This is a genomic window from Cupriavidus phytohabitans (genome assembly GCF_017815025.1).
GTDB lineage: Bacteria > Pseudomonadota > Gammaproteobacteria > Burkholderiales > Burkholderiaceae > Cupriavidus.
Genome location: NZ_JAGIQB010000032.1, coordinates 1 through 22,873 on the forward strand (window position 1 = coordinate 1; position 22,873 = coordinate 22,873).

18 protein-coding genes and 1 pseudogene are annotated in these 22,873 nt (G+C 67.0%); 15 read left to right on the forward strand and 4 right to left on the reverse strand.

From position 1 onward, the window contains the following. The first annotated feature begins 693 nt into the window (after window positions 1-693). The 7 genes from acnB (at window position 694) to J8I34_RS21275 (ending at window position 9,088) form a co-directional block, all read left to right on the forward strand. On the forward strand, window positions 694-3,285 hold the full coding sequence (gene acnB, locus J8I34_RS21245; protein ID WP_209806914.1) for a bifunctional aconitate hydratase 2/2-methylisocitrate dehydratase: 2,592 nt from the start codon (window positions 694-696) through the stop codon (window positions 3,283-3,285). 158 nt (window positions 3,286-3,443) lie between these two features. Next, complete coding sequence (locus J8I34_RS21250) at window positions 3,444-4,148, forward strand: glutathione S-transferase N-terminal domain-containing protein (protein WP_029047095.1); 705 nt, start codon at window positions 3,444-3,446, stop codon at window positions 4,146-4,148. Window positions 4,149-4,280: 132 nt separating this feature from the next. Continuing rightward, window positions 4,281-5,636, forward strand: a complete 1,356-nt coding sequence (locus tag J8I34_RS21255; protein ID WP_245176050.1) for a PQQ-dependent sugar dehydrogenase — start codon at window positions 4,281-4,283, stop codon at window positions 5,634-5,636. Window positions 5,637-5,735: 99 nt separating this feature from the next. Then, complete coding sequence (locus tag J8I34_RS21260; protein ID WP_209777138.1) at window positions 5,736-6,584, forward strand: EamA family transporter; 849 nt, start codon at window positions 5,736-5,738, stop codon at window positions 6,582-6,584. A gap of 145 nt (window positions 6,585-6,729) precedes the next feature. Continuing rightward, window positions 6,730-7,554 carry a class I SAM-dependent methyltransferase gene (locus J8I34_RS21265; RefSeq protein ID WP_029047098.1) on the forward strand — a complete coding sequence of 275 codons (825 nt, stop codon included), beginning with the start codon at window positions 6,730-6,732 and terminating at the stop codon, window positions 7,552-7,554. 210 nt (window positions 7,555-7,764) lie between these two features. Beyond that, a complete protein-coding gene (locus J8I34_RS21270) occupies window positions 7,765-8,127 on the forward strand; it encodes a hypothetical protein (protein WP_209806915.1) in 363 nt (120 codons plus the stop codon). A 100-nt stretch (window positions 8,128-8,227) separates the two neighbouring features. After that, window positions 8,228-9,088 carry a LysR family transcriptional regulator gene (locus tag J8I34_RS21275; RefSeq protein ID WP_029047100.1) on the forward strand — a complete coding sequence of 287 codons (861 nt, stop codon included), beginning with the start codon at window positions 8,228-8,230 and terminating at the stop codon, window positions 9,086-9,088. Window positions 9,089-9,103: 15 nt separating this feature from the next. Here the strand turns inward: J8I34_RS21275 and J8I34_RS21280 are convergent, their stop codons facing one another. Beyond that, on the reverse strand, window positions 9,104-9,355 hold the full coding sequence (locus tag J8I34_RS21280) for a hypothetical protein (protein ID WP_209806916.1): 252 nt from the start codon (window positions 9,353-9,355) through the stop codon (window positions 9,104-9,106). Between the two features lie 236 nt (window positions 9,356-9,591). Between J8I34_RS21280 and J8I34_RS21285 the strand changes: the two genes are divergently transcribed. The 7 genes from J8I34_RS21285 to J8I34_RS21315 all read left to right on the forward strand — a co-directional run bounded on the left by J8I34_RS21285 (window position 9,592) and on the right by J8I34_RS21315 (window position 19,806). After that, on the forward strand, window positions 9,592-10,749 hold the full coding sequence (locus J8I34_RS21285; protein WP_209777141.1) for an acyl-CoA dehydrogenase family protein: 1,158 nt from the start codon (window positions 9,592-9,594) through the stop codon (window positions 10,747-10,749). 375 nt (window positions 10,750-11,124) lie between these two features. After that, on the forward strand, window positions 11,125-12,513 hold the full coding sequence (locus J8I34_RS21290; protein WP_209806917.1) for a TolC family protein: 1,389 nt from the start codon (window positions 11,125-11,127) through the stop codon (window positions 12,511-12,513). Window positions 12,514-12,537: 24 nt separating this feature from the next. Further along, window positions 12,538-13,770, forward strand: a complete 1,233-nt coding sequence (locus tag J8I34_RS21295) for an efflux RND transporter periplasmic adaptor subunit (RefSeq protein ID WP_371748114.1) — start codon at window positions 12,538-12,540, stop codon at window positions 13,768-13,770. Between the two features lie 13 nt (window positions 13,771-13,783). Then, window positions 13,784-16,906 (forward strand): efflux RND transporter permease subunit, encoded by a 3,123-nt coding sequence (locus J8I34_RS21300; RefSeq protein WP_209806918.1) that lies wholly within the window; start codon window positions 13,784-13,786, stop codon window positions 16,904-16,906. A gap of 242 nt (window positions 16,907-17,148) precedes the next feature. Then, on the forward strand, window positions 17,149-17,760 hold the full coding sequence (locus J8I34_RS21305; protein ID WP_029047106.1) for a hypothetical protein: 612 nt from the start codon (window positions 17,149-17,151) through the stop codon (window positions 17,758-17,760). 137 nt (window positions 17,761-17,897) lie between these two features. Further along, a complete protein-coding gene (locus J8I34_RS21310; RefSeq protein ID WP_029047107.1) occupies window positions 17,898-18,101 on the forward strand; it encodes a CsbD family protein in 204 nt (67 codons plus the stop codon). Window positions 18,102-18,387: 286 nt separating this feature from the next. Further along, window positions 18,388-19,806, forward strand: coding sequence for a sensor histidine kinase (locus J8I34_RS21315; RefSeq protein ID WP_029047108.1), 1,419 nt, complete (start codon window positions 18,388-18,390; stop codon window positions 19,804-19,806). A gap of 91 nt (window positions 19,807-19,897) precedes the next feature. Here J8I34_RS21315 and J8I34_RS21320 read toward each other — a convergent pair whose 3' ends face one another. Next, complete coding sequence (locus J8I34_RS21320; RefSeq protein WP_029047109.1) at window positions 19,898-20,395, reverse strand: acyl-CoA thioesterase; 498 nt, start codon at window positions 20,393-20,395, stop codon at window positions 19,898-19,900. Between the two features lie 206 nt (window positions 20,396-20,601). Between J8I34_RS21320 and J8I34_RS21325 the strand changes: the two are divergent. Further along, window positions 20,602-20,923: pseudogene (locus J8I34_RS21325) on the forward strand (thiamine pyrophosphate-binding protein); the annotation flags it as partial. 124 nt (window positions 20,924-21,047) lie between these two features. Here J8I34_RS21325 and bcsR read toward each other — a convergent pair. Together bcsR and bcsG are read right to left on the reverse strand one after the other, a co-directional pair. Then, window positions 21,048-21,257 (reverse strand): BcsR/BcsP family cellulose biosynthesis protein, encoded by a 210-nt coding sequence (bcsR, locus tag J8I34_RS21330; protein WP_029047111.1) that lies wholly within the window; start codon window positions 21,255-21,257, stop codon window positions 21,048-21,050. After that, complete coding sequence (gene bcsG, locus J8I34_RS21335) at window positions 21,254-22,861, reverse strand: cellulose biosynthesis protein BcsG (RefSeq protein ID WP_209806919.1); 1,608 nt, start codon at window positions 22,859-22,861, stop codon at window positions 21,254-21,256. Before bcsG ends, bcsR begins: the two co-directional genes overlap by 4 nt. Window positions 22,862-22,873 lie beyond the last annotated feature (12 nt).

Sequence of the window (22,873 nt, forward strand, 5' to 3'; positions counted from 1 at the left end):
GTATGGCGAGCGATTTACCGCAGCCCGAGGCTAACCGAATTCAAAACTGCCTCGCACACAAAAATACGGACAGGTCCGCCTGCGGTTTTCAGGGGATATCACCAGCGATAACGTCGTGCGAGCGCAGCGACGCAGTCCTGCCCCAGCCGCCTCCCCCGCGATACTGAGCCGCGCGCAGCGCAGCCGAAGGCGATGATGCGAGAGCGCCGGCAGCAGGCGGCCTACGTCCGTCCTGGGGATCGTTCAAAAGTGGGAATTCGCCAGGCACCCACACTCACTCACCTGGCGTAGCAGGGTCGAACCGGGACCACGCGTCACTGAGACCAAAGCCGCCCATATGACCGGAAGCGCCAAATTGGCTCAGCCAGCCGCAGGCGACGCGCTTTTGCCTACTTTTGCCGCTCGGGCAAAAGTAGGTCGCCCCTTTAGGGGCGAAACCAGGGCATATCAACATCTACCAGATGCCAAGCCGCAGGCATAAACCAGCCCCCCCACCCCCATTCCCTACTACGCTACTCAGGTAGCCCCCATGCAACTCCCCACGGTCTTACATCCAAAAACCCATTGATTTACTTAAGTTTTCCAACCACAACTCTTATATAAGATATAAGACATTTGACCAGAACCCGACGAAGGACTACAATCGCGACGTCAACAGAAGATTTTCTAAACCTAATTACTCAGCAGGTTCCCATGCTTGAAAACTATCGCGCACATGTGGCCGAGCGCGCCGCGCTTGGTATCCCTCCTCTGCCCCTGACCGCCAAGCAGACGGCCGAGCTGATCGAACTGCTGAAGAACCCGCCCGCCGGCGAAGAGCAGAACCTGGTCGAGCTGATCACCAACCGCGTCCCCGCCGGCGTGGATGACGCCGCCAAGGTCAAGGCCTCTTACCTGGCCGCTGTCGCCCTGGGCAAGGAAACGTGCGCGCTGATCTCCCGCGCCAAGGCCACCGAACTGCTCGGCACCATGCTGGGCGGCTACAACATCTCGCCGCTGATCGAGCTGCTGGACGACGCCGAAGTCGGCACCGTCGCCGCCGACGCGCTGAAGAAGACCCTGCTGATGTTCGACGCCTTCCACGACGTGAAGGAAAAGGCCGACAAGGGCAACGCCAATGCCAAGGCCGTGCTGCAGAGCTGGGCCGACGCCGAGTGGTTCACCAGCCGCCCGGAAGTCCCGCAAAGCCTGACCATCACCGTGTTCAAGGTGCCGGGCGAAACCAACACCGACGACCTGTCGCCGGCCCCGGACGCCACCACCCGCCCGGACATCCCGATGCACGCGCTGGCCATGCTGAAGAACAAGCGCGAAGGCGCGGCGTTCCAGCCGGAAGAAGACGGCAAGCGCGGCCCGGTCAAGTTCATTGAATCGCTGAAGGAAAAGGGCCACCTGGTCGCCTACGTGGGCGACGTGGTCGGTACCGGTTCCAGCCGCAAGTCGGCCACCAACTCGGTGCTGTGGTTCACCGGCGAAGACATCCCCTTCATCCCGAACAAGCGCTTCGGCGGCGTGTGCCTGGGCAACAAGATCGCCCCGATCTTCTACAACACCATGGAAGACGCCGGCGCGCTGCCGATCGAGCTGGACGTGTCCCAGATGGAAATGGGCGACGTGGTCGAGCTGCGCCCGTATGAAGGCAAGGCCCTGAAGAACGGCGCCGTGATCGCCGAGTTCAAGGTCAAGTCGGACGTGCTGTTTGACGAAGTCCGCGCCGGTGGCCGCATTCCGCTGATCGTCGGCCGTGGCCTGACCGCCAAGGCGCGCGAGGCGCTGGGCCTGGCCCCGTCGACGCTGTTCCGCCTGCCGCAGAACCCGGCCGATACCGGCAAGGGCTTCACGCTGGCGCAGAAGATGGTCGGCCGCGCCTGCGGCCTGCCGGAAGGCAAGGGTATCCGCCCGAACACCTACTGCGAACCGAAGATGACCTCGGTGGGCTCGCAGGACACCACCGGCCCGATGACCCGCGACGAGCTGAAGGACCTGGCTTGCCTGGGCTTCTCGGCCGACCTGGTGATGCAGTCGTTCTGCCACACCGCCGCCTATCCGAAGCCGGTCGACGTCAAGACGCACCACACCCTGCCCGAGTTCATCAGCACCCGCGGCGGCATCTCGCTGCGCCCGGGCGACGGCGTGATCCACTCGTGGCTGAACCGCATGCTGCTGCCCGACACCGTCGGCACCGGCGGCGACTCGCACACCCGCTTCCCGATCGGCATCAGCTTCCCTGCAGGCTCGGGCCTGGTCGCCTTTGCCGCTGCCACCGGCGTGATGCCGCTGGACATGCCGGAATCGGTGCTGGTCCGCTTCAAGGGCCAGATGCAGCCGGGCGTGACCCTGCGCGACCTGGTCAACGCGATTCCGCTGTACGCGATCAAGCAAGGCCTGCTGACCGTGGCCAAGCAAGGCAAGAAGAACATCTTCTCGGGCCGCATCCTGGAAATCGAAGGCCTGCCCGACCTGAAGGTCGAGCAAGCGTTCGAGCTGTCGGACGCCTCGGCTGAGCGTTCGGCCGCCGGTTGCACGGTGCGCCTGAACAAGGATCCGATCATCGAATACATCAACAGCAACATCACGCTGCTGAAGTGGATGATCGCCCAGGGTTATCAAGATCCGCGCAGCCTGCAGCGCCGTATCCAGGCGATGCAAGGCTGGCTGGCCGAGCCGAAGCTGCTGGAGCCGGACGCCGACGCCGAGTACGCCGCCGTGATCGAGATCGACCTGGCCGACGTGCATGAGCCGATCGTGGCCTGCCCGAACGACCCGGACGACGTCAAGACCCTGTCGGACGTGGCCGGCGCCAAGATCGACGAAGTCTTCATCGGTTCGTGCATGACCAACATCGGCCACTTCCGCGCAGCCTCCAAGCTGCTGGAAGGCAAGCGCGACATTCCGGTCAAGCTGTGGGTGGCTCCGCCGACCAAGATGGACCAGAAGCAGCTGACCGAGGAAGGCCACTACGGCGTGTTCGGCACCGCCGGTGCCCGCACCGAAATGCCAGGTTGCTCGCTGTGCATGGGCAACCAGGCACAGGTCCGCGAAGGCGCCACGGTGATGTCGACCAGCACCCGCAACTTCCCGAACCGCCTGGGCAAGAACACCAACGTGTACCTGGGTTCCGCCGAACTGGCTGCGATCTGCTCGCGTCTGGGCCGCATCCCGACCAAGGACGAGTACATGGCCGATATTGGCGTCATCAACCAGAATGGCGACAAGATCTACAAGTACATGAACTTCGACCAGATCGAGGACTTCAAGGAAGTGGCTGACCAGGTGACGGTGTAAGCCGGGTAGCCAGATTGGCATGAAGAAGAAGGGGCCCTGCGGGGCCCCTTTTGTGTCTGGAGCGGGGCGCCGGCACGGATTGCGCCGGCGGGCTATCATCCTCCGTTTCCGCCATCCGTTGCCCGCCGTGCTGCGGGCAGCGCGCCACTGGAGCCCACGTGCCAGAGCCTTCCGACTTCCCGATCACCCGCAAATGGCCGGCGCAGCACCCCGACCGCATCCAGCTCTATTCGCTGCCGACGCCCAACGGCGTCAAGGCATCGATCATGCTCGAAGAGACCGGCCTGCCGTATGAGCCGCACCTGGTGCGCTTCGACACCGACGACCAGCTCTCGCCGGAATTCCTGTCGCTCAACCCGAACAACAAGATCCCCGCGATCCTCGATCCCAACGGCCCGGGCGGCAAGCCGCTGCCGCTGTTCGAATCGGGCGCGATCCTGCTGTACCTTGCCGAGAAGTCGGGCAAGCTGATTCCGGCCGATCCGGCGCGGCGCTACGAGACCATCCAGTGGCTGATGTTCCAGATGGGCGGCATCGGGCCGATGTTCGGGCAGGTCGGCTTCTTCCACAAGTTCGCCGGCAAGGCCTATGAAGACAAGCGTCCGCGCGACCGCTACGTGGCGGAAAGCCGGCGCCTGCTCAACGTGCTCGAGCAGCGCCTGGCCGGCCGCGCGTGGATCATGGGCGACGAGTACACCATTGCGGACATCGCCACCTTCCCATGGGTGCGCAACCTGGTCGGCTTCTATGAGGCAGGCGACCTGGTCGGCTTCAAGGACTTCGCCAACGTGCGGCGCGCGCTGGACGCGTTCGTGCAGCGTCCGGCGGTGGTGAAGGGGCTGGATACGCCGCATCGGGGCTGAGCGCCGCCGCAAGCGGGGCGGGCGTGGGCATTGTCCTACGCCGGGGCTTCCCGGACGCCTACAGAGGGGCTGCCGGCCCGCTCCTATAGTCCAGAAGCGGGCGCATCCTGCCTTGCCCGAGGAGTCCGGACCATGCCGCTGCCCAAGCCCTTCCCGTCTTCGTTCCGCTGGTCTTCCCGCTGGTGCGGCGCAGCGCTGCTGGCGGGTGCCGCCGTGGCGCTGGGCGCGTGCGGCGAATCGGCCAAGCTGCCCTCCGAGGCGGGCTTCGGGCCCACGCCGCAGCTGCCGCCGCCGGACCAGACAGCCATCCCCACCGTCAAGATCGCGCCCGCCGTCGGCTGGGCCGAAGGCCAGCGCCCGGTGCCGGCCGAGGGCATGGCGGTGACCGCCTTCGCCGACAAGCTCGATCATCCGCGCTGGGTCTACGTGCTGCCCAATGGCGACGTGCTGGTGGCCGAGAGCAATGCCCCGCCCAAGCCCGACGACGGCAAGGGCATCAAGGGCTGGATCAAGAAGAAGATGATGAAGCGTGCCGGCGCCGGCACGCCCAGCGCCAACCGCATCACGCTGCTGCGCGACAGCAACGGCGACGGCGTTGCCGACCAGCGCTCGATATTCCTGAAGGACATCAACTCGCCGTTCGGCATGGCGCTGGTCGGCAATGATTTCTACGTGGCTGCCACCGACGCGGTGCTGCGCTTCCCGTACCAGCCCGGCCAGACGCAGATTGCCGCGGCGCCACAGAAGGTGGTGGACCTGCCCGGCGGGCCGCTCAACCACCACTGGACCAAGAACATCATCGCCAGCCGCGACGGCCGCAAGCTCTACGTGACGGTGGGCTCGAACAGCAACGTGGCCGAGAATGGCATGGACAAGGAAGCAGGCCGCGCCGCGATCTGGGAGGTCGATCCCAGGAACGGATCGCACCGCATTTTTGCCAGCGGCCTGCGCAATCCCAATGGCATGGCGTGGGAGCCGGTCACCGGCGCGCTGTGGACCGCGGTCAATGAGCGCGACGAGATCGGCAGCGACCTGGTGCCCGACTACATTACCTCGGTGCGCGACGGCGGCTTCTATGGCTGGCCGTACAGCTACTTCGGCCAGCATGTCGATAATCGCGTCAAGCCGCCGGCGCCGGACCTGGTGGCCAGGGCCATCGTGCCTGACTACGCCGTCGGCGCGCACACCGCGGCGCTCGGACTCGCGGCGGCCACCGGCAACAGCCTGCCGGCGCGCTTCAACGAGGGCATGTTCGTGGGCCAGCATGGGTCCTGGAACCGGCGGCCGCTGGCGGGTTACAAGGTCATCTTCGTGCCGTTCAACAACGGCCGCCCGCACGGCGCGCCCTTCGACGTGCTGACCGGTTTTGTCGACGGCGAGGGCAATGCGCGCGGCCGGCCCGTGGGCGTGGCGATTGACAAGCGCGGCGGGCTGCTGGTGGCGGATGACGTCGGCAATGTCGTCTGGCGTGTGAGCGGAGCGAAGTAAAGGCCGTGCCCATGCCGGCCAGCGCCGGCGCGGCCGCGCCACTAGAATGGGCCGGGTCCCCGTTCGCTCCGATCCCGCGCGGCTGCGCGCGTCCGTGCCATGTCCCTGACCGTCTTCGCCGTCGTCCTGCTTGCCGCCTTCCTCCATGCCGCCTGGAATGCGGTGGTCAAGGGCGGCGGCGACAAGATGCTGTCGACCGTGATGGTCGCCATGGCGGCCGGCTTGCTCGCCGCCGTGGCTTTGCCCGCGCTGCCGCAGCCCGCCCCTGTCAGCTGGCCCTTTATCGCGGCTTCTGTCGGCGTGCATGTGGTCTATTTCGCGCTGGTGGCGCGCATCTACCACGTCGCCGACATGAGCCAGACCTATCCGCTGATGCGCGGCTCGGCGCCGCCGCTGGTGGCCGTGGCCAGCGTGGCCTGGCTGGGCGAGCACCTGTCGGCGCTGGCCTGGTGCGGCATCGCGGTGATCAGCGCCGGCATCCTGGCGATGGCGGTGCTGCCGGCCGCGTGCGCGCGTACCGGGGCCAGCCGTGAAGGCATCTGGCTGGCGCTGCTGAACGCGGTGGTGATCGCCGGCTACACGCTGATAGACGGCAACGGCGTGCGGCGCTCCGGTGCGCCGGTTGCCTATGCCTTCTGGATCTTCGTGCTGACCGCGCTGCCGCTGGCGGCGTGGGCGCTGATGTCTCGACGTGCGGCGCTGGCCGGCTATGTGCGGTGCAACTGGGTCTTCGCGCTGGTCGGCGGTAGCGGCACGCTGGCTTCGTACGGACTGTCGCTGTGGGCGATGACGCGCGCGCCGGTAGCGCCGGTCGCCGCGCTGCGCGAGACCTCGATCCTGTTCGGCGCGTTGATTTCCGGGCTGTTGCTCAAGGAGCGGGTGGGGCCGGCGCGGCTGGGCGCCGCCTGCCTGATCGCTGCCGGGGTCGCTACGCTGCGCTTCGCGTGAGCGCAGCCCATTGCCTGGCCATTGCCTGGCAATGGGCACCGCCGCGCTGACTATACTTCGCCTGGAGGGGGGCGCGGCGCATCAATCGTGCCCGCTTCGTCCCCGCGCAAACCGCAGCCTGGACACCGACGCCTGGGAGGGGGGCATGGATCACACCGGAGATTCGTTTCGCGCCTTTGAGCTGGCTGGCTGGGAAGACCCCGAAGTCGTCAGCCGCTACCAGGAGCACCTGTCGCACGTGACCCGGCAATCGATCGGGGCGTTGCTGGACGAGGCGCGCGCCGGCAGCGGGCTGCGCGTGCTCGATGTCGCCAGTGGTTCGGGGCATATTGCCGCGGCGGCGGCGCGGCGCGGCGCCGAGGCCATTGGCATCGATTTCTCGATGGCGCAGGTGCAGCTGGCGCGCAAGCTTTATCCCGACATCGATTACCAGCAGGCCGACGCGCAGGCGCTGCCCTTTGGCGACGCCAGCTTCGATGTCGTGGTCAACGGGTTCGGCATGTGCCACCTGTCCGATCCCGATGCCGCGCTGCGCGAAGCCTTCCGCGTGCTGCGTCCCGGCGGGCGCATCGCTTTCACGGTGTGGGATGCCCCCGAGCGCGCGGTGGGCTTCGGCGCGGTCTATGCCGCCATCCGCGCCTATGGCTCGATGGAAGTCGACCTGCCGGCGGGGCCCAATTTCTTTCTCTTCAGCGATCCCAACCAGTGCCGCAGCGCCTTGCAGCAGGCCGGCTTTGTCGCCGCGTCGTGCCGGCACGTGCACCAGGTGTGGCGCTTTTCCACGCCGGACCAGCTGTTCGATGCGCTGGCGCAGGGCACCGTGCGCGCAGCCGCCACGCTGCGCGCGCAGACCCCGCGGGCGCGCGACGAAATCCGGGCCGTGCTGCGCGGTACGGTCGCCGGCTATATGCGCGGCAGCGGCTTCGAGGTGCCGATGCCGGCGGTGCTGGCCGCGGCCGTGAAGCCCTGAACTGCGGGCGGTGTTGGAGGGATACCGACAGCTTTTCGCTGGTCGTCGGTCCGGTCCCAACGGGTGATCGTGGGAAAGGCCCGGGAAAGTGCACCACACTCCGCTGCAGGCGGCGCAGTGGTGGTGGCACGGTCATTGCGGAATGGAGAGCGAGCGCGGCGCCGATGCTCGTTGTCCCACCCGCCAGCAATGGCTTCCCGGAGAACACCGATGAACCCCCAATCCCCCTGCCAACGCGGGCAGGCCGCATCGCGCCCGCAAAAGACATTGCTGCACCGCCCGCGCCGCGCCATCGCGCTGCTGCGCATACTGGGGCTGTGCCTGAACAGCGTCGCCTGCGCACAGGTCGAAGCGCCGCAGCCCGCCACCCCGGTGGTCGTGGCTGTCACCCCTGAACAGAAATTCGCCCCCGGCTACCTCGAGGCCGTGTCCACTGGCTATGACAATGGCGTGGCATGGCAGGAGCCGGAAGGCATTGCGCCACTGCGGCAGCCGCGCGAGGCGCGTGGGCCGGCTAGCGGAGATGCCGGCGCGGCGGTGCGACCGGTGTCGGCAAAGCCGCCAGTCCGTTGAGCGGGGTCCGAGGAAGTCATCGAGAGATTTCCGATTCTCGGTTGGGATCTGCCTACAATGCGTCACATCGGCCTCACATCGGCCCAATGCAGCCCCGACCATGGACATCGAACTCGCCCGCACCTTCCTGCAAGTCGTGCGTACCGGCAGCCTGCTGGCGGCCGCCGACAAGCTGCACGTCACGCAAACCGCGGTCACGGCCCGTATCAAGAGCCTGGAGTCACAGCTGAACTGCCGGCTGTTCGACCGCAACAAGGCCGGCGCGCGCCTGACTGCCGACGGCCAGCGCTTCCTGGGCTATGCCAGCCAGCTGGTACAGACCTGGGAGGCGGCGTGCCGCGAGCTGCCGCTGCCGGCGGGGCTGGAAAGCCTGTTCCGCTTCGGCGCGGAGATCAGCCTGGGCAATCCGCTGGTATTGCTGTGGGCCACGCGCCTGCGCCAGCAGATGCCGGCGCTGGCGGTGCGCGCTGAAGTGGGTGAGGGTGAGGCGCTGCAGTACAAGCTGCAGTCGGGCACGCTCGATGCGGCGCTGGTCTACCAGCCTGAGTATGCGCCCGGCATGCACGTCGAGGCGCTGATGGAAGAAACGCTGATCCTGATCCGCTCGACCCAGCGCGACGGTCCCTATGTCTACGTCGACTGGGGGCCGGAGTTCCGGCGCCAGCATGACAGCGTGCTGCCCCAGCATGCGCGCGCATCGCTGTACTTCAACCTGGGGCCGCTGGCGTTGCAGTACATCCTGCAGTTCGGCGGCAGCGGCTATTTTCGGACGCGGGTCGTGCAGAGTTACCTGGACACCGGCGTGCTGGAGCGCGTCGACAGCGCATCGGAATTCTCGTATCCGGTGTTCCTGGTCTGCGCCAGGAAGCCAGCCGGCACGACGCAGGAGGCCGTGCGCATCCTGCGCGATATCGTGCGCGAAGAATCTGACTGGTCGCAGCGCTGGGACGTGCCGCTATAGCCGGAGCCACCGGCATCAGGCGCGCACTGGCACGGGCTGGGCCAACCCCGCCCAGCCGGGCGTGACCCCGGGCACCAGCCGGTATTGCCGCACGCGCTTGCCGCCGCGCGGGCGGCGGGGCGGCCTCGGTTCCAGGCCGGCGAAACGGCCATGACGCTGCGCGCGCTCGAATACCGGCTCCGGTACCCGCGTGCCGACCAGCCAGGTGACGGTGCCTCCCAGCGCCACCAGCATCAGCGCCAGCGCAATCCAGAGGATGGCTTCCATGCTTTCCCGCTCCATCGAATAGGTGTCTGAGCTTCCAGTATCGGCACAAAGCATGCCCGTGGGTAAATGAAAGCTATCGCAGGTTCATATCAATAAAATTGCATTGAATGGCCTGTCCCGGCAATCCCGGCGCGGGCACGGCTGGTAGAAAAATCATCTTTTCCGACGAACCTCAGACAAGCGGCACGGCAGACACTCAACCGATCCGCACATCAAACCAGAAGGGGACGCCAGCCATGCAACGCCTGATCTTCGAAGCCGAACACGACGCCTTCCGCGAATCCGCCCGCCGCTTCTACCAGCGCGAGGTCGGGCCGCACGGCGAGCGCTGGCGCGAGCAGGGCTGTGTCGACCGCGAGGTGTTCCGCAAGGCCGGCGAGCAGGGCTACCTGCTGATGTGGGCCGACGAGAAATATGGCGGCGCCGGCGTCGACGACTTCCGCTATGAGCAAATCCTGATCGAGGAAAACGCGCGCCATGGCGACTCCGGTTTTTTCGGCACGCTCCATTCGCGCCTGGTGGCGCCGTATATCGGCCGCATCGGCAACGAAGAGCAGCGCCTGCGCCTGCTTCCGGCCGCGGCGCGCGGCGAGGCCATCTTCGCCATCGCCATGACCGAGCCGCAGACCGGTTCCGACCTGGCCGGCATCCGCACTCGCGCCGAGGATCGCGGCGACCACTGGGTGCTGAACGGCGCCAAGACCTATATTTCGAACGGCCAGCTGGCCGACTACGTGGTGGTGGTGGCGCGCACCGACCCCGAGCGCAGCCACGGCCTGACGCTGTTTATCGTCGAGCGCGGCATGCCGGGCTTCGAGCGCGGCCGCAAGCTGCGCAAGATGGGCCTGCATTCGCAGGACACCTCGGAGCTGTTCTTCGACAACGTCAAGGTGCCCAAGGCCAACGTGCTGGGCGAGCCCGGCCAGGCCTTCCGCTACCTGACCCGCCACCTGGCCGAGGAACGGCTGATTGGCGCCTGTGGCTACATGGCGTCGGCGCAGGTGGCGTTCGACCTGACACTGGATTACGTCAAGGAGCGCAAGGCCTTCGGCCGGCCGATCGGCACCTTCCAGAATTCGCGCTTCAAGCTGGCCGAGCTGCGTGCCCAGCTCGACGCGATCCAGACCTTTGTCGACCAGTGCGTGCTGCAGCATAACGCCGGCACGCTGACGGTGGAGACGGCGGCGTCGGCCAAGCTGCTGACCTCCGAGCTGCAAGGGCGCGTGGTGGACGAGGGCGTGCAGCTGCACGGCGGCGCCGGCTATATGGAGGAGTACCGCATCTGCCGGATGTACGCGGATGCGCGGATCTCGCGTATCTACGCCGGCAGCAGCGAGATCATGAAAGAGATCATCGGGCGCAGCCTGGGGCTGGACGACCGCGTCAAGGCGTAGGCCCCGCCACAATAGCCAAAGCTGAATAACGGCCCGGAAGCCGCTGACCCATGCGTCGGCGATTCCCGGGCCGTTTGCTTTTTTGATCGAAGTCGCACGGGAATGGAGTTTTCACGCAGTTAAAGGCTTTTGTCAGCTATATGAAAGCCGTTTGTAAAGCGATTCGGTTTGAATGCCGTCGGGAGATCGTGTCCGGGTGGCGTTTCGAACATCGGGACAACGGGCGAGGGTGCGGCAAGACGGCCCAGCCGGGCGGCCGCGGAGACAGCCGCCTCGACGGATGAAAACTCGTCCGTCGGTGCACCGCTTGGCGGGCACGGTCGTTTACCGCAGACCGTTGACCGCAAACCGCTTTCGAACCGAGCCTGACTGACCGTGCCTGTCGTCTTTACCCGTGCCGCCGCGGGAACCCTGTTCCTGCTGGGCATTCTCGCCACACCCGCGGCCAGCATTGCCGCCGAACCCCAGCCTTCAGCCGATACCGCCGATTCGGCCGGTCCCTGCACGCCACCGCCCGCGGGCGCCACGCTGACGCTGGCCCAGGTGCGCCTCGACGCGCTGCGCTGCAACCGCACCATCATTGCCGCGCGGCGCGGCGTGGAAGCCAGCCAGGCCGATGTGCAGATCGCGTCGCAGCGGCCCAACCCGGTGCTGAGCCTGGGTGTCGAGAACATCAACCCGCACGCCGGCGTCGGCTCCGGCAACCTGCGCAGCAAGACAGTGGACTCCAAGCTGCGCGTCGACCAGCTCATCGAAACCGCCAACAAGGGCAACCTGCGCGTCGATGCCGCGCAAAAGGCCAGCGCCGCGGCGGGCGAGGCGGTGCAGGCCGTGGTGGCGCAGCAGACCGCGGCGGTCGAGCAGGCCTTCTTCGAGGCGCTGGTCAGCCAGGAACGCGTGGCGGTGCTCCGGGAAACGCTGGGTTTGTACGAGCGCACGCGCCAGGCCAGCGAGACGCGCCTGAAGGCCGGCGACGTGGCGCGCGCCGACGTGAACAAGCTGCAGCTCGACGTGTTGCGCGCGCAGAACGACATGCGCCAGGCCATGACCGACCACTACAGCGACAAGGCAGCGCTGGCGCAGGCGATGGGGGTGCCGGGCACGCTGTCCGACAATCGCCTGTTCGCCGACTGGCCTGCGCTTGATACGCAGGCGCCGCAACCCGATCCCTACCTGCTCGAGCGCCGCCCCGACGTGACTGCCGCCGAGGCGCGCCTGGCCGCGGCGGCCGCCTCGCGCGACCTGGCCCGCGCCGGACGCGTGCCTGACGTAACCATCGGCGCGCAGGCCGAGCACTACCCGGTCTCCCCCACCAACTCCTATGGCACCGGCAACAGCTTCGGCGTGTTCCTGTCGATCCCGCTGTTCGTGCGCCACCGCAACGGCGGCGAGGCGCGCCGCGCCGAGGTCGACTACTACGCCGCGCTGGATGACCGCAACCGCGTGATGCTGGAGGCCGGCAATGAAATCGACCGGCTGCGCAGCCAGCTCGAAACCGCGCGCCAGTCGCTGCGCCAGATGCGCGACGAGGTGCTGCCCGCCGCGGAAAGCGTCGCCGGCAGCGCCGAGTTCGCCTACAGCAAGGGCGCCACCGGCGTGCTCGACCTGCTCGACGCGCGCCGCGCGCTGCGCCAGACCCGGCTCGATGCCGTCGAAGCGCAGGGTGCATACGCCAAGGCGTTGTCGGCCTACCGCGCCGCTTTACAGACCTCCGAGACCTCTGCCACCACGGGCGCACCCGTGGCCTCACAGGCACGTCCCTGAACCCGCAGTTCCCGCGCATTCTTCATGTCTCACTTGTCACGCATGTTCCGCCGCACGTCCTGCACCCGTCGTTCAGTTTTCCCAGCCGATTCCGCACGGCTGTCTTCAGTCTGCGCCGTGGCGCTGTGCGCGCTGGTGCTTGCCGCGTGCGGCAAGTCCGAGCCGCCCAAGCCCGATGACGATCCCAAGGTCAGCGGCAACACCATCCAGTTCCCGGCCAGCGTGAAATCGCTGCCCGGCATTGCCGGCGAACCCGCCAAGGCGGGCGGCGAGCGCATGCTGAACCTGCCGGGCCGGCTGGTGTGGAACGAAGACAAGACCGTGCGCGTGTCCACGCCCTTCGCCGGCCGCGTGACCGAGGTCCTGGTGCAGCCGGGCGCCACCGTCAAGGCCGGCCAGCCGCTGGCCAGCCTGACCTCGCCGGATTTCGGCGTGGCCCAGGCCGACGCGCGCAAGGCCGCCGCCGACAGCGCGGTCGCGGCCAAGGCGCTGGCGCGCCAGCGCGAGCTGTATGGCGCCGGCGTCATCGCGCAGAAGGAGCTGGAACAGTCGCAGGCCGACGCGGCGCGCGCTGCCGCCGACCTGCAGCGCACCCAGGCGGCACTGCGCCAGTACGGCGCTGCCGCAGGCAGCGACGGCGTGAACCAGCGCTTCGCGCTGCGCAGCCCGATCGATGGCCTGGTGGTCGAGCGCAACATCAACCAGGGCATGGAGCTGCGCCCCGACCAGCCGCCAGCCGCGCCGCTGTTCCTGATCACCGACCCGACCACGCTGTGGGCCCAGGTCGATGCGGCGGAGTCCGACCTCAGCCTGTTCCGCGACGGCGTCATGGTGCAGGTAGTCACCGCCGCCTACCCCGGCGAAACCTTCACCGGCACCGTGGTCAAGATCGCCGACTATGTCGACCCGACCGCACGCAGCATCAAGGTCCGGCTGAGCGTGCCCAATCCAGGGCGCCGCCTGAAGGCCGAGATGTTCGTCACGGCGCGCATGCCCGCGGCATCGTTCGAAGGCATCGCGGTGCCGTCCAAGGCCGTGTTCCTGGCCGACAACCGCAACTATGTCTTCGTGCGCACCGCCGCCAACACCTTCCAGCGCCGCCAGGTGCGCGTGGGCGTGACCATGCCGGGCACCACCGAACTGCTGGAAGGCGTGAAGGAAGGCGAGACCGTGGTGACCGAGGGCAACCTCTACCTGCAGGACATCCTGCGCGATGCCACCGCTGTCAATGCGGCGCGCGCGGCCGACAAGAAGTGAGGACGGCCGCCACATGATCTCGCGCATCGTCAGCTTTGCCCTGCACCAGAAGCTTTTTGTCTGGCTGGGGCTGCTAATCTTCGTCGGCGGCGGCCTGGCCGCGTTCAAGAACCTGCCCATCGAGGCCTTCCCCGACGTTTCCGACATCCAGGTCAACGTCATCACGCTGTACCCCGGCCGCGCCGCGGAAGAAGTCGAGCGGCAGGTCACCATCCCGATCGAGACCGCGCTGGCCGGCACGCCCAACGCGGTGCGGGTGTTCTCGCACACCCAGTTCGGCCTGTCGTTCATGATGGTGACCTTCAATGACCGCGCCACCGACGTGACCGCGCGCCAGCAGATCCTGGAGCGGCTGCGCAGCGTCGACCTGCCCGACGGCGTGCATCCCGACCTGGCGCCGCTGTCGACCGCGATCGGCGAGATCTTCCGCTTCCGCCTCACCGGCAAGGGCTATACGCCGCAGGAACTGCGCACGCTGCAGGACTGGGTGGTCGAGAAGAACCTGCGCCAGGTGCCCGGCGTAGCCGACCTGGTGACGATCGGCGGCACCATCAAGCAGTACGAGGTCAACCCCAACCTCGCGCGCATGCGCGACGCCAGGATCTCGCTGTCGCAGCTGTTTACCGCGCTGCAGCGCGCCAACGCCAACGCCGGCGGCGGCGCCGTGGCGCACGGGCGCCAGCAGTTCCTGCTGCGCTCGCTGGGCAGCTTCCGCACCTCGGCCGACATCGCCAACGTGGTGGTGGCCGAGAACAACGGCACGCCGATCCTGGTCAAGGACATCGCCGACGTCAAGGTCGGCAGCGCGCCGCCGCAGGGCCTGATGGGCCAGGACGACGAAGAGGACATCGTCTCGGGCATCGTGGTGATGCGCAAGGGCGAGAACCCGTCGGCGGTGCTGGAGGCACTGAAGGCGAAGATCGACCTGCTTGACGACCAGATCCTGCCCAAGGGCGTGAAGATCGTGCCGTACTACGAGCGCTCCACGCTGATCGACAAGACGCTGCACACGGTGTTCGGCAACCTGGTCGAGGGCGCGCTGCTGGTAATGGCGGTGCTGTACCTGTTCCTGGCCAACGTGCGCGCCGCCGCGATCGTGGCGCTGGTGATCCCGCTGGCGCTGCTGTCGACCTTCATCGGGCTGACCTGGGTCGGCATCCCGGCCAACCTGCTGTCACTGGGGGCGATGGACTTCGGTATCATCGTCGATGGCGCAGTGATCGTGGTCGAGAACATCTTCAAGCGGCTGGGCGAACTCAAGGAGCAGCAGATCCGCGACAGCAAGGCGCGGCTGCACGCGATCCTGCAGGCCACCACCGAGGTGGGCCGCCCGACCGTGTTCTCGATGGTCATCATCATCGCCGCGCACATCCCGATCTTCACGCTGCAGCGGCACGAGGGCAAGATCTTCGCCCCGATGGCCTATACCGTGACGGGCGCACTGATCGGTTCGCTGATCATCTCGCTGACGCTGGTGCCGCTGCTGTGCCACCTGCTGCTGACGAAGAACATCGCGCACGACGACAACTTCATCGTTCGCCATTGCAAGCGGCTGTACGAGCCCATGCTGGGCTGGGCGCTGGACCACAAGAAGCTGGTGATTGGCGCTGCGCTGGGCCTGCTGCTGGTGACGGTGGGCGTGGGCAAGTTCCTCGGCAGCGAGTTCCTGCCGGAACTGGACGAAGGCTCGATGTGGGTCAGCTTCGACCTGCCGGCCTCGGTCTCGATCGACGAGGCGCGCGACCAGGCGCGGCTGCTGCGCAGCGTCATCCGCAAGACGCCGGAGGTCAACAGCACCATCTCCAAGGTGGGCCGCCCCGATGACGGCACCGATCCCAAGCTGATCAACACCGTCGAGATCCTGGTCGACCTCAAGCCCGAGAAGCAGTGGCGCGATGGCTTCAACAAGCGCGCCATCATCGGCGAGATCGACAGGAACCTGCGCCAGCTGCCCGGCATCGAGCCCAATTTCTCGCAGCCGGTGCGCGACAACATCCTGGAAAGCATCTCGCAGATCAAGGGCCAGATCGTCATCAAGGTGCAGAGCGACAGCCTCGAGCAGAACAAGAAGGTGGCCGACCAGATCCTGGCCAACGTGCAGTCGGTCAAGGGCGTGATGCGCGCCTTCATCGACCGCGACGGCGAGCTGCCGCAGTACGTGCTGGAGTTCGACCGCGCCCAGGCGGCGCGCTACGGCATCAACGTGGCCGACGTGCAGGACCTGATGGAAACCGCGCTGGCCGGCAAGGCCGCCACCGAGCTGTGGGAAGGCGAGCGCCACTTCAGCGTGGCGGTGCGCCTGAAGCCGTCCGAGCGCGAGCTGCCCAACCTGCCCCATATCTTCATGCAGACCGCCGATGGCGCGCAGGTGCCGCTGTCGCAGCTGGTGACCTTCCGCGCGGCGTCGGGCGCGATGAACATCAGCCGCGAGAACGGCCAGCGCACCACCTCGATCGGCATCTTCATCCGCGACCGCGACATGGGCAGCGTGGTGAAGGACATGCAGGCACTGGTGAAGAAGAACGTCAAGGCCGACGACGTCAAGATCAGCTGGTCGGGCGAGTTCGAGAACCAGGAGCGCGCCATGGCGCGGCTGGCGATCGTGGTGCCGCTGTCGGTGCTGATGATCTTCCTGCTGCTGTTCAACGCGTTCAAGTCATTCAAGAGCGCGACGCTGATCATCTCGAACATCCCCTTCGCGCTGATCGGCGGCGTGTTCGCGCTGTTCCTGACCGGCATCCCGCTGTCGGTATCGGCGGCGATCGGCTTTATCGCGCTGTTCGGCCAGGCGGTGCTGAACGGCGTGGTGATGGTGACCTACTTCAACCAGCTGCGCGATGAGGGCATGCCGGTGCGCCAGGCCGTGCTGACCGGCTCGATGGACCGGCTGCGCACGGTGCTGATGACCCCGCTGCTGGCAATGCTGGGCCTGTTCCCGATGGCGATCTCGCGCGCGATCGGTTCGGAGACGCAGCGCCCGCTGGCCATCGTCATCATCGGTGGCCTGATCACCGCCACGGTGCTGACGCTGATCGTGCTGCCGACGCTGTATGAATGGATGGTCGGCCGCAACTGGCCGGACGAAGAAGGCGAAGCGCCTGACGAGAACAAGCTGACGCCGTCGATCTCGGGCTGAAGTTTTCAGGTTGGTGTGCCCCCTGTTCCGCGAGCGGTACAGGGCAGCCTTCTTCACGCGCGATCTCCCGCAAGTGCCGCCCCCGGACCCTGATGTCGGAATAGTCTGACGCGCCTTTCGGAGCCCAACGCCTGCTTGCCATCACCCCTGCAGCCTACGCTGTACATACGGCGTGGCCAGCAGCGCATCGCCGCCGGCCCCTTATGCGTACGACTACGCATTCAACTGGAAAGGAGCTCGACATGATGAAGAAATGGCTGACAGCAGCAGTATGTTCGATGATGGTCGCGGCCCCCGCGGGCTATGCCCTGGCGCAAGCGACGGCACCTGGCACGCCGCCATCCACCACGGCCGCCACCGGCACCCGCGCCGACTACGACGCCGCGGCCAAGCAGGCTGACGCGGACTACAAGGCTGCCACCGCCAAGTGCGACGGCATGAAGGACAACGCCAAGGACGTTTGCAAGGCAGAGGCCAAGCGCGACCGCGACGTGACCAAGGCCCAGGCCGAAGCCCGGCGCGACGGCACGCAGAAGTCCATGGCCAAGGCCGAGAAAGTGAAGGCCGATCGTGACTATGACGTCGCCAAGGAAATGTGCGACGACAAGAAGGGCAATGACAAGGACGTTTGCAAGAAGGACGCCAAGACTGCCCACGAAAAAGCCCTGACCGCCGCCAAGGTCGACAAGGCCGCGGCGACCGGCTCGCGCACCGATGTGGCGGAAGCCCGCGCTGATGCCAAGAAGGACACCATGGACGCCGCTTACAAGGCCGACAAGGAACGTTGCGATGCGATGTCCGGCGATACCAAGGACAAGTGCCAGGCTGACGTAAAGGCTAAGTACGGCAAGTAAGCCGCAAGCAAGCACGTGCCGGCGTCTTCGCCGGCATGGCCCAGCCGGGCCGCCCGCCAGCCGTTGGCGGACTCATCGACGCAAAGACGGGCGGGCACCGCGCGCGGCGCCGTCCGCCCCGCATGAAGGAGCACACCATGAACTGGGACCAGATTGAAGGCAAGTGGGAGCAGGCCAAGGGCAAGATCAAGGAAAAGTGGGGCAAGCTCACCGACGATGACATCGCGCAGATCAATGGCAAGCGGGACCAGCTCGCCGGCCGTATCCAGGAGCGCTATGGCTACTCCAAGGAGCGCGCCGAGGAAGAGATGAAGGCGTGGGAGAACGACACGCGCTGGTAAGCCGGTTTGTCACGGCAGCAAAAGGCGGGACGCCCCAGGGCGTCCCGCCTTGGTTTTTGCAGGAGTAGAGCTTGGATACCCCCATGATGTGGGGAGTGGTCCACGTGGCATTAAGCAGACGTTAGCTCTGTATGCAAAGAAATGAAGCACGCATCACGCGCAGGCGTCATAACATGTCGCCTCGCGGCAGCGTGCGAGGGACAGGCGCCAACCTCCCGCCGCACACCTGCTGACTTGTCCGGCTTGTCCGGCTGTCTTTCCTGTCCGGCCTGTACCCGCATTGCGCATGTACGCTGCCCTGCCTGCCTTCGTCTCGTCCACCTTCCTCGGTTACGGCCTCTACGTGCTGGTGACCAAGGGCGTCACGCGCGTGTCGGCATCGTTCTTCCTGCTGTGCGTGACCACCTTTGCCTGGCAGGGAACGTGGGTCTTCCTGTACCAGGCCACGCACCCCGACGTGGCGCTGTTGCTGGCCCGCCTGGGTTACCTGTTCATCCTGTTCCTGCCGACGACGTTCTACCATTTCATCGCCGAAGTGACCGAGCGCCGCCAGGAGCGGCCGCTGCTGCTGGCGTCCTACGGGGTCAGCCTGGTGCTGGCGGTGCTGCTGCTGACCACCGGGCAGGTGGTGTCGGGCTACTACACCTATTTCTTCGGCGACTATCCCAAGGCCGGGCCGTTGCATCCGCTGCACCTGGCGCAGACCATGCTGGTGGCGATCCGCAGCGCGTGGATCCTGGCCGAGGCCCGCCGCAACGCCGCCGCCGAACGCCGCAAGCGCTACAACCTGTGCCTGGTGGCGGTGGCGCTGTATTCGCTGGCGGCGGTCGACTACCTGGTCAACTACGGCGTGGCCTTCTACCCGCCTGGCGTGGTGTTCGTGGCGGCGAGCCTGGGCATGCTGGCCGTCAGCGTGGTGCGCTACGACCTGATGCATCCCTATTCGCTGGCGGCCACGGTCGCGCATGAAGTGCGCACGCCGCTGGCGACCATCCGCATGCAAGCGCAGGAGCTGGCGCGCACCTGGCCACAGGTGCTGCAGGGCTACCAGCTGGCGGTCGAGCAGGGCCTGTGCGAAGACCGCATGCGCCCGGGGCAGCTCGAGCGCGTGTCGAGCCTGGTCGGCGCGATCACGCGCGAGGTCGACGGCACCAGCACGGTGATCGACATGGCGCTGGCCTCGGTCACGCTCGAGCGGCTGGACCGCAGCACCTTCGCGCCGCACGGCATTGCCGACTGTGTCCATGCGGCGCTGGACCGCTACCCGTTCCAGGGCGACGAACGCGGCTGCGTGCATGTGCGCGGCATCGATGCCGGCTGGCGCTTTGTCGGCTCCGACACGCTGCTGGTCTACGTGCTGTTCAACCTGCTCAAGAATGCGCTGCACGCGATCCGCGCCACCGGCGGCGGGCGCATCGACATCACGGGCGCGACCGAAGGGCAGCACCATGTGATCCGCTTCCGCGATACCGGCCCGGGCATCGCGGCCGACGTGCTGCCGCGCATCTTCGAGCCGTTTTTCTCGACCAAGGCGCATGGCCTCGGCGCCGGCCTCGGGCTGGCCTTCTGCCGCCGCGTGATCGAGGCCTTCGGCGGCCGCATCGAGTGCGAATCGATCCCTGCTGTGCATACCACCTTCACGCTGCGGCTGCCGCGCTTCATCCCGATGGCCGACAGCCGGCTGCGGACCCGCACCGCCGGCTGAACCACACCGGCGGTACGGGTCTTGCAGCAACGCCTTACCGCGGTTCAGCGGATATCAGGCGGACACTGGCGCAGGCCGCGCCGCCACGGCTTCAGCTGGCAAACTCAGGCAACGCCAGCTCGTATTCCTTCACCCGTTCGATGATCCCCGCCGGGAAGCGCGATATGCGCTTCTTCCGGTCGGCAAACACGATCTGCTGGTAACCCAGCGATACCGGCTTGCCACCCACGCAGAAGCGGAACAGCAGGTAGGCGGAGCACCGGCGCACCTGGAAGGTGTTCAGGTAGCAGTCCACGCGCTGGAACGGGAAGGTCTCCTCGACATACTCCTGATGCGCGCGCTTGGTCACGAAGACGCCGCCCGCGGCAAGCAGGTTGTCGTGGATGCATTCATGGAACCACCTTTCGCGGCAGATGCCCTGCCATTCGAAATAGCGCGCGAAGTACGTATTCATGAAGGCATTGGAATCCTTGAGGTAGATGTCGATTGCATGGTGGAAGGTCTTGTGTCCGCCCGCATCGAGCGAGCCTGGCTCCGGCATCGCCGTTGCGTGGTTCAGGACTTGGGGGATCACGTCTCGCATCAACATGTGTTGACTCCTTGAAAGGGCTGCAGGCGGCAGCCGCGCCTGCCCCGGGGAGGTTGGGGCATGGTGGCATTCTGGCCGGATGCGCAGCGCTGAGGTGCATGGTGTGACATGCGGCGGAGCTACCCTGTGACATGCCGCGTACGCTGATATCGTCGGCGGTGACAACCCGCCAGCCCGCACACCGAGACATGGACAATCAACAAGCGATGAACGGCGCCGAAAGCCTGGTCAAGACCCTGCTGGCCAACGGCGTGGACACCTGTTTTGCCAACCCCGGCACCAGCGAGATGCATTTCGTCGCGGCGCTCGACCGCATCCCGGGCATGCGCTGCGTCCTGGGCCTGTTCGAAGGCGTGGTCACCCGGCGCCGCCGATGGCTATGCACGCATGGCCGACAAGCCCGCCGCGACGCTGCTGCATTGCGGCCCAGGCCTCGCCAACGGCCTGGCCAACCTGCACAACGCGCGCCGGGCGCAAACGCCGGTGGTCAACATCATCGGCGACCAGGCCACCTACCACCGGCCGCTCGCATGTGCTGGCACGGCCCGAAGAGGTCTGCGCTCGACATGCTGGACATCGGCAACCCGGACCTGGACTGGGTCAAGCTGGCCAACGGCATGGGTGTGGAAGGCGCGCGGGCTGGCCGCGGCGTTCAGCGCCGGTCAGGCGCGTCGCGCCGCGGCGCCTCCGCGTCATACCCCAGCAGGCTCGCCAGCAGCGGCCAGCGCCGCGCCGCCGCCCGCGCGGCGCGCAGTTCCTGGTGGTCGAAGTAGCGGCGCGGGTCGAAGCCGTCGACCTCGCTGCCCAGGACGTCGATATCGCTGCGCGCCAGCGGCAGCCCGCGTGCATTGGCCGGCTTCATGGCTTGCCCTCGATCCAGACCCCGTCCGGCGTGCGCACGACATAGCCGTTGCCTTCGCGCATGGTCACGGTGGCTTCGTTCTCGCCGACCATCTGCGTCTGGGGGAGGTCGCTGGCGTAGGTGGCCAGAGGCGGCGCCTGCGCGGTGAACGGGTTCCCGGCAATCAGATTGGACAGCAGCTGCGACAAGCCCAGGTAGCTGGTCGGTGCATCGATGGTGACGGTACGGTCGTTGGGCCTGGGCAGCCCCACCAGCTTGACGCCCACCGGCACGTTGATGATGCGCGGGGTCGGGATCTCGCGCATGCCGGCGATCTGGTTGGCGTCGCCGCGCAAGGCCGCGCCATGCTCGGGCACGAACACGATCACCGCGCGCCGGCCCGACTGCGCCACCATCTCGATGACCTTGTCGATGTCGCCCAGCAGCCGCGACAGCCGCAGCGGATAGGACTCCAGGCTGGACAGCCGGTTGTCGGTCATGCGGTTGCCGTCGTGCAGCGTCACGGAGTTGTAGTACAGCGCTTGCGGCCCGCCGCCGGCCTGCTGGCGATCGCGGAACCAGCGCTGCAGCACGTCGAAATCGCCGATGACGGGCGAGTTGTCGAACGAGCGCATCGCCACCGGCAGGCCGGTGTTGGGAGGCGGCGCGACGCCGTCGACGCCGATCTCCTTCTGCACCTCCTTCAGGAAGTTGTCGAAGTGGCCATCGTGGTTGAGCAGCATGCGGGTGGAGAAGCCCGCATGCGCCAGCGCCTGGAACAAGTGGCACTGGCCCGGCGCCTGCTCGTACAGCGCCTTGTGCTCGGGCTGGCCGCAGGCCGCGCGCAATACGCGGATCGCCGCCGGGCCGCTGTAGCTGGCCGCGGAGCTGAAATTGGTGAACAGGAAATCGAAGCGCTGCAGCAGCGGGTTGTCGCGCGCGCGCGCGGTGTCGAGGTCGTCCCATGACAGCGAGCAGATATGCAGCACGATCACGTCGTACTGCGGGTTGGACGCCTCGGACTTGTCGGGCGTGGCCGCCAGCCGCGGGAAGCTGACCTGGCGCAGCGCTTCCTGGTTGCGGAACGCGGCCAGCCGGGCATCCGGGCCGCTTGCGGCGACCTCGGCGCCGCCACCGGCCAGCGCCGCGCCTGTGGTCAGTGCCGCGGTCGCGGTGCCGGCGCGGGCGCCTGCGATGCCGCCCGGGCCGCCGGCACCGTCCAGCGCCTGCCACAGCGGCACCGCCACCAGCGCGCCCAGCACCAGCGTGGTGACCCGCACCCAGCGGTTCACGAGCCAGAAGATCACCAGCGCCGCCAGCGCAACCAGCAGCATCTCGCGCGTGACGACGCGCTGCGCCAGTTCCAGCATGTACGCGGGCGTAAACGCCTGCAGGTTGGTGAACTGCGAAACCACGCGCGAGAACGGCGGCAGGTCCGATTCACGGTACATCAGCGCGGCGCCCGCCACCACCGCCAGCACATGCCGCAGCGCGGACAGCGCCGGATGGCGGATGCGCACCACCAGCAGCAGCGCGAACAGCAGGTTCAGCAGCCATTGCGGATGCAGCCGGCCGAGATAGAACAGGTACAGCTTGGCGATAAAGTAGAGGTTCCAGATACCCATTGTCCGAAGCGT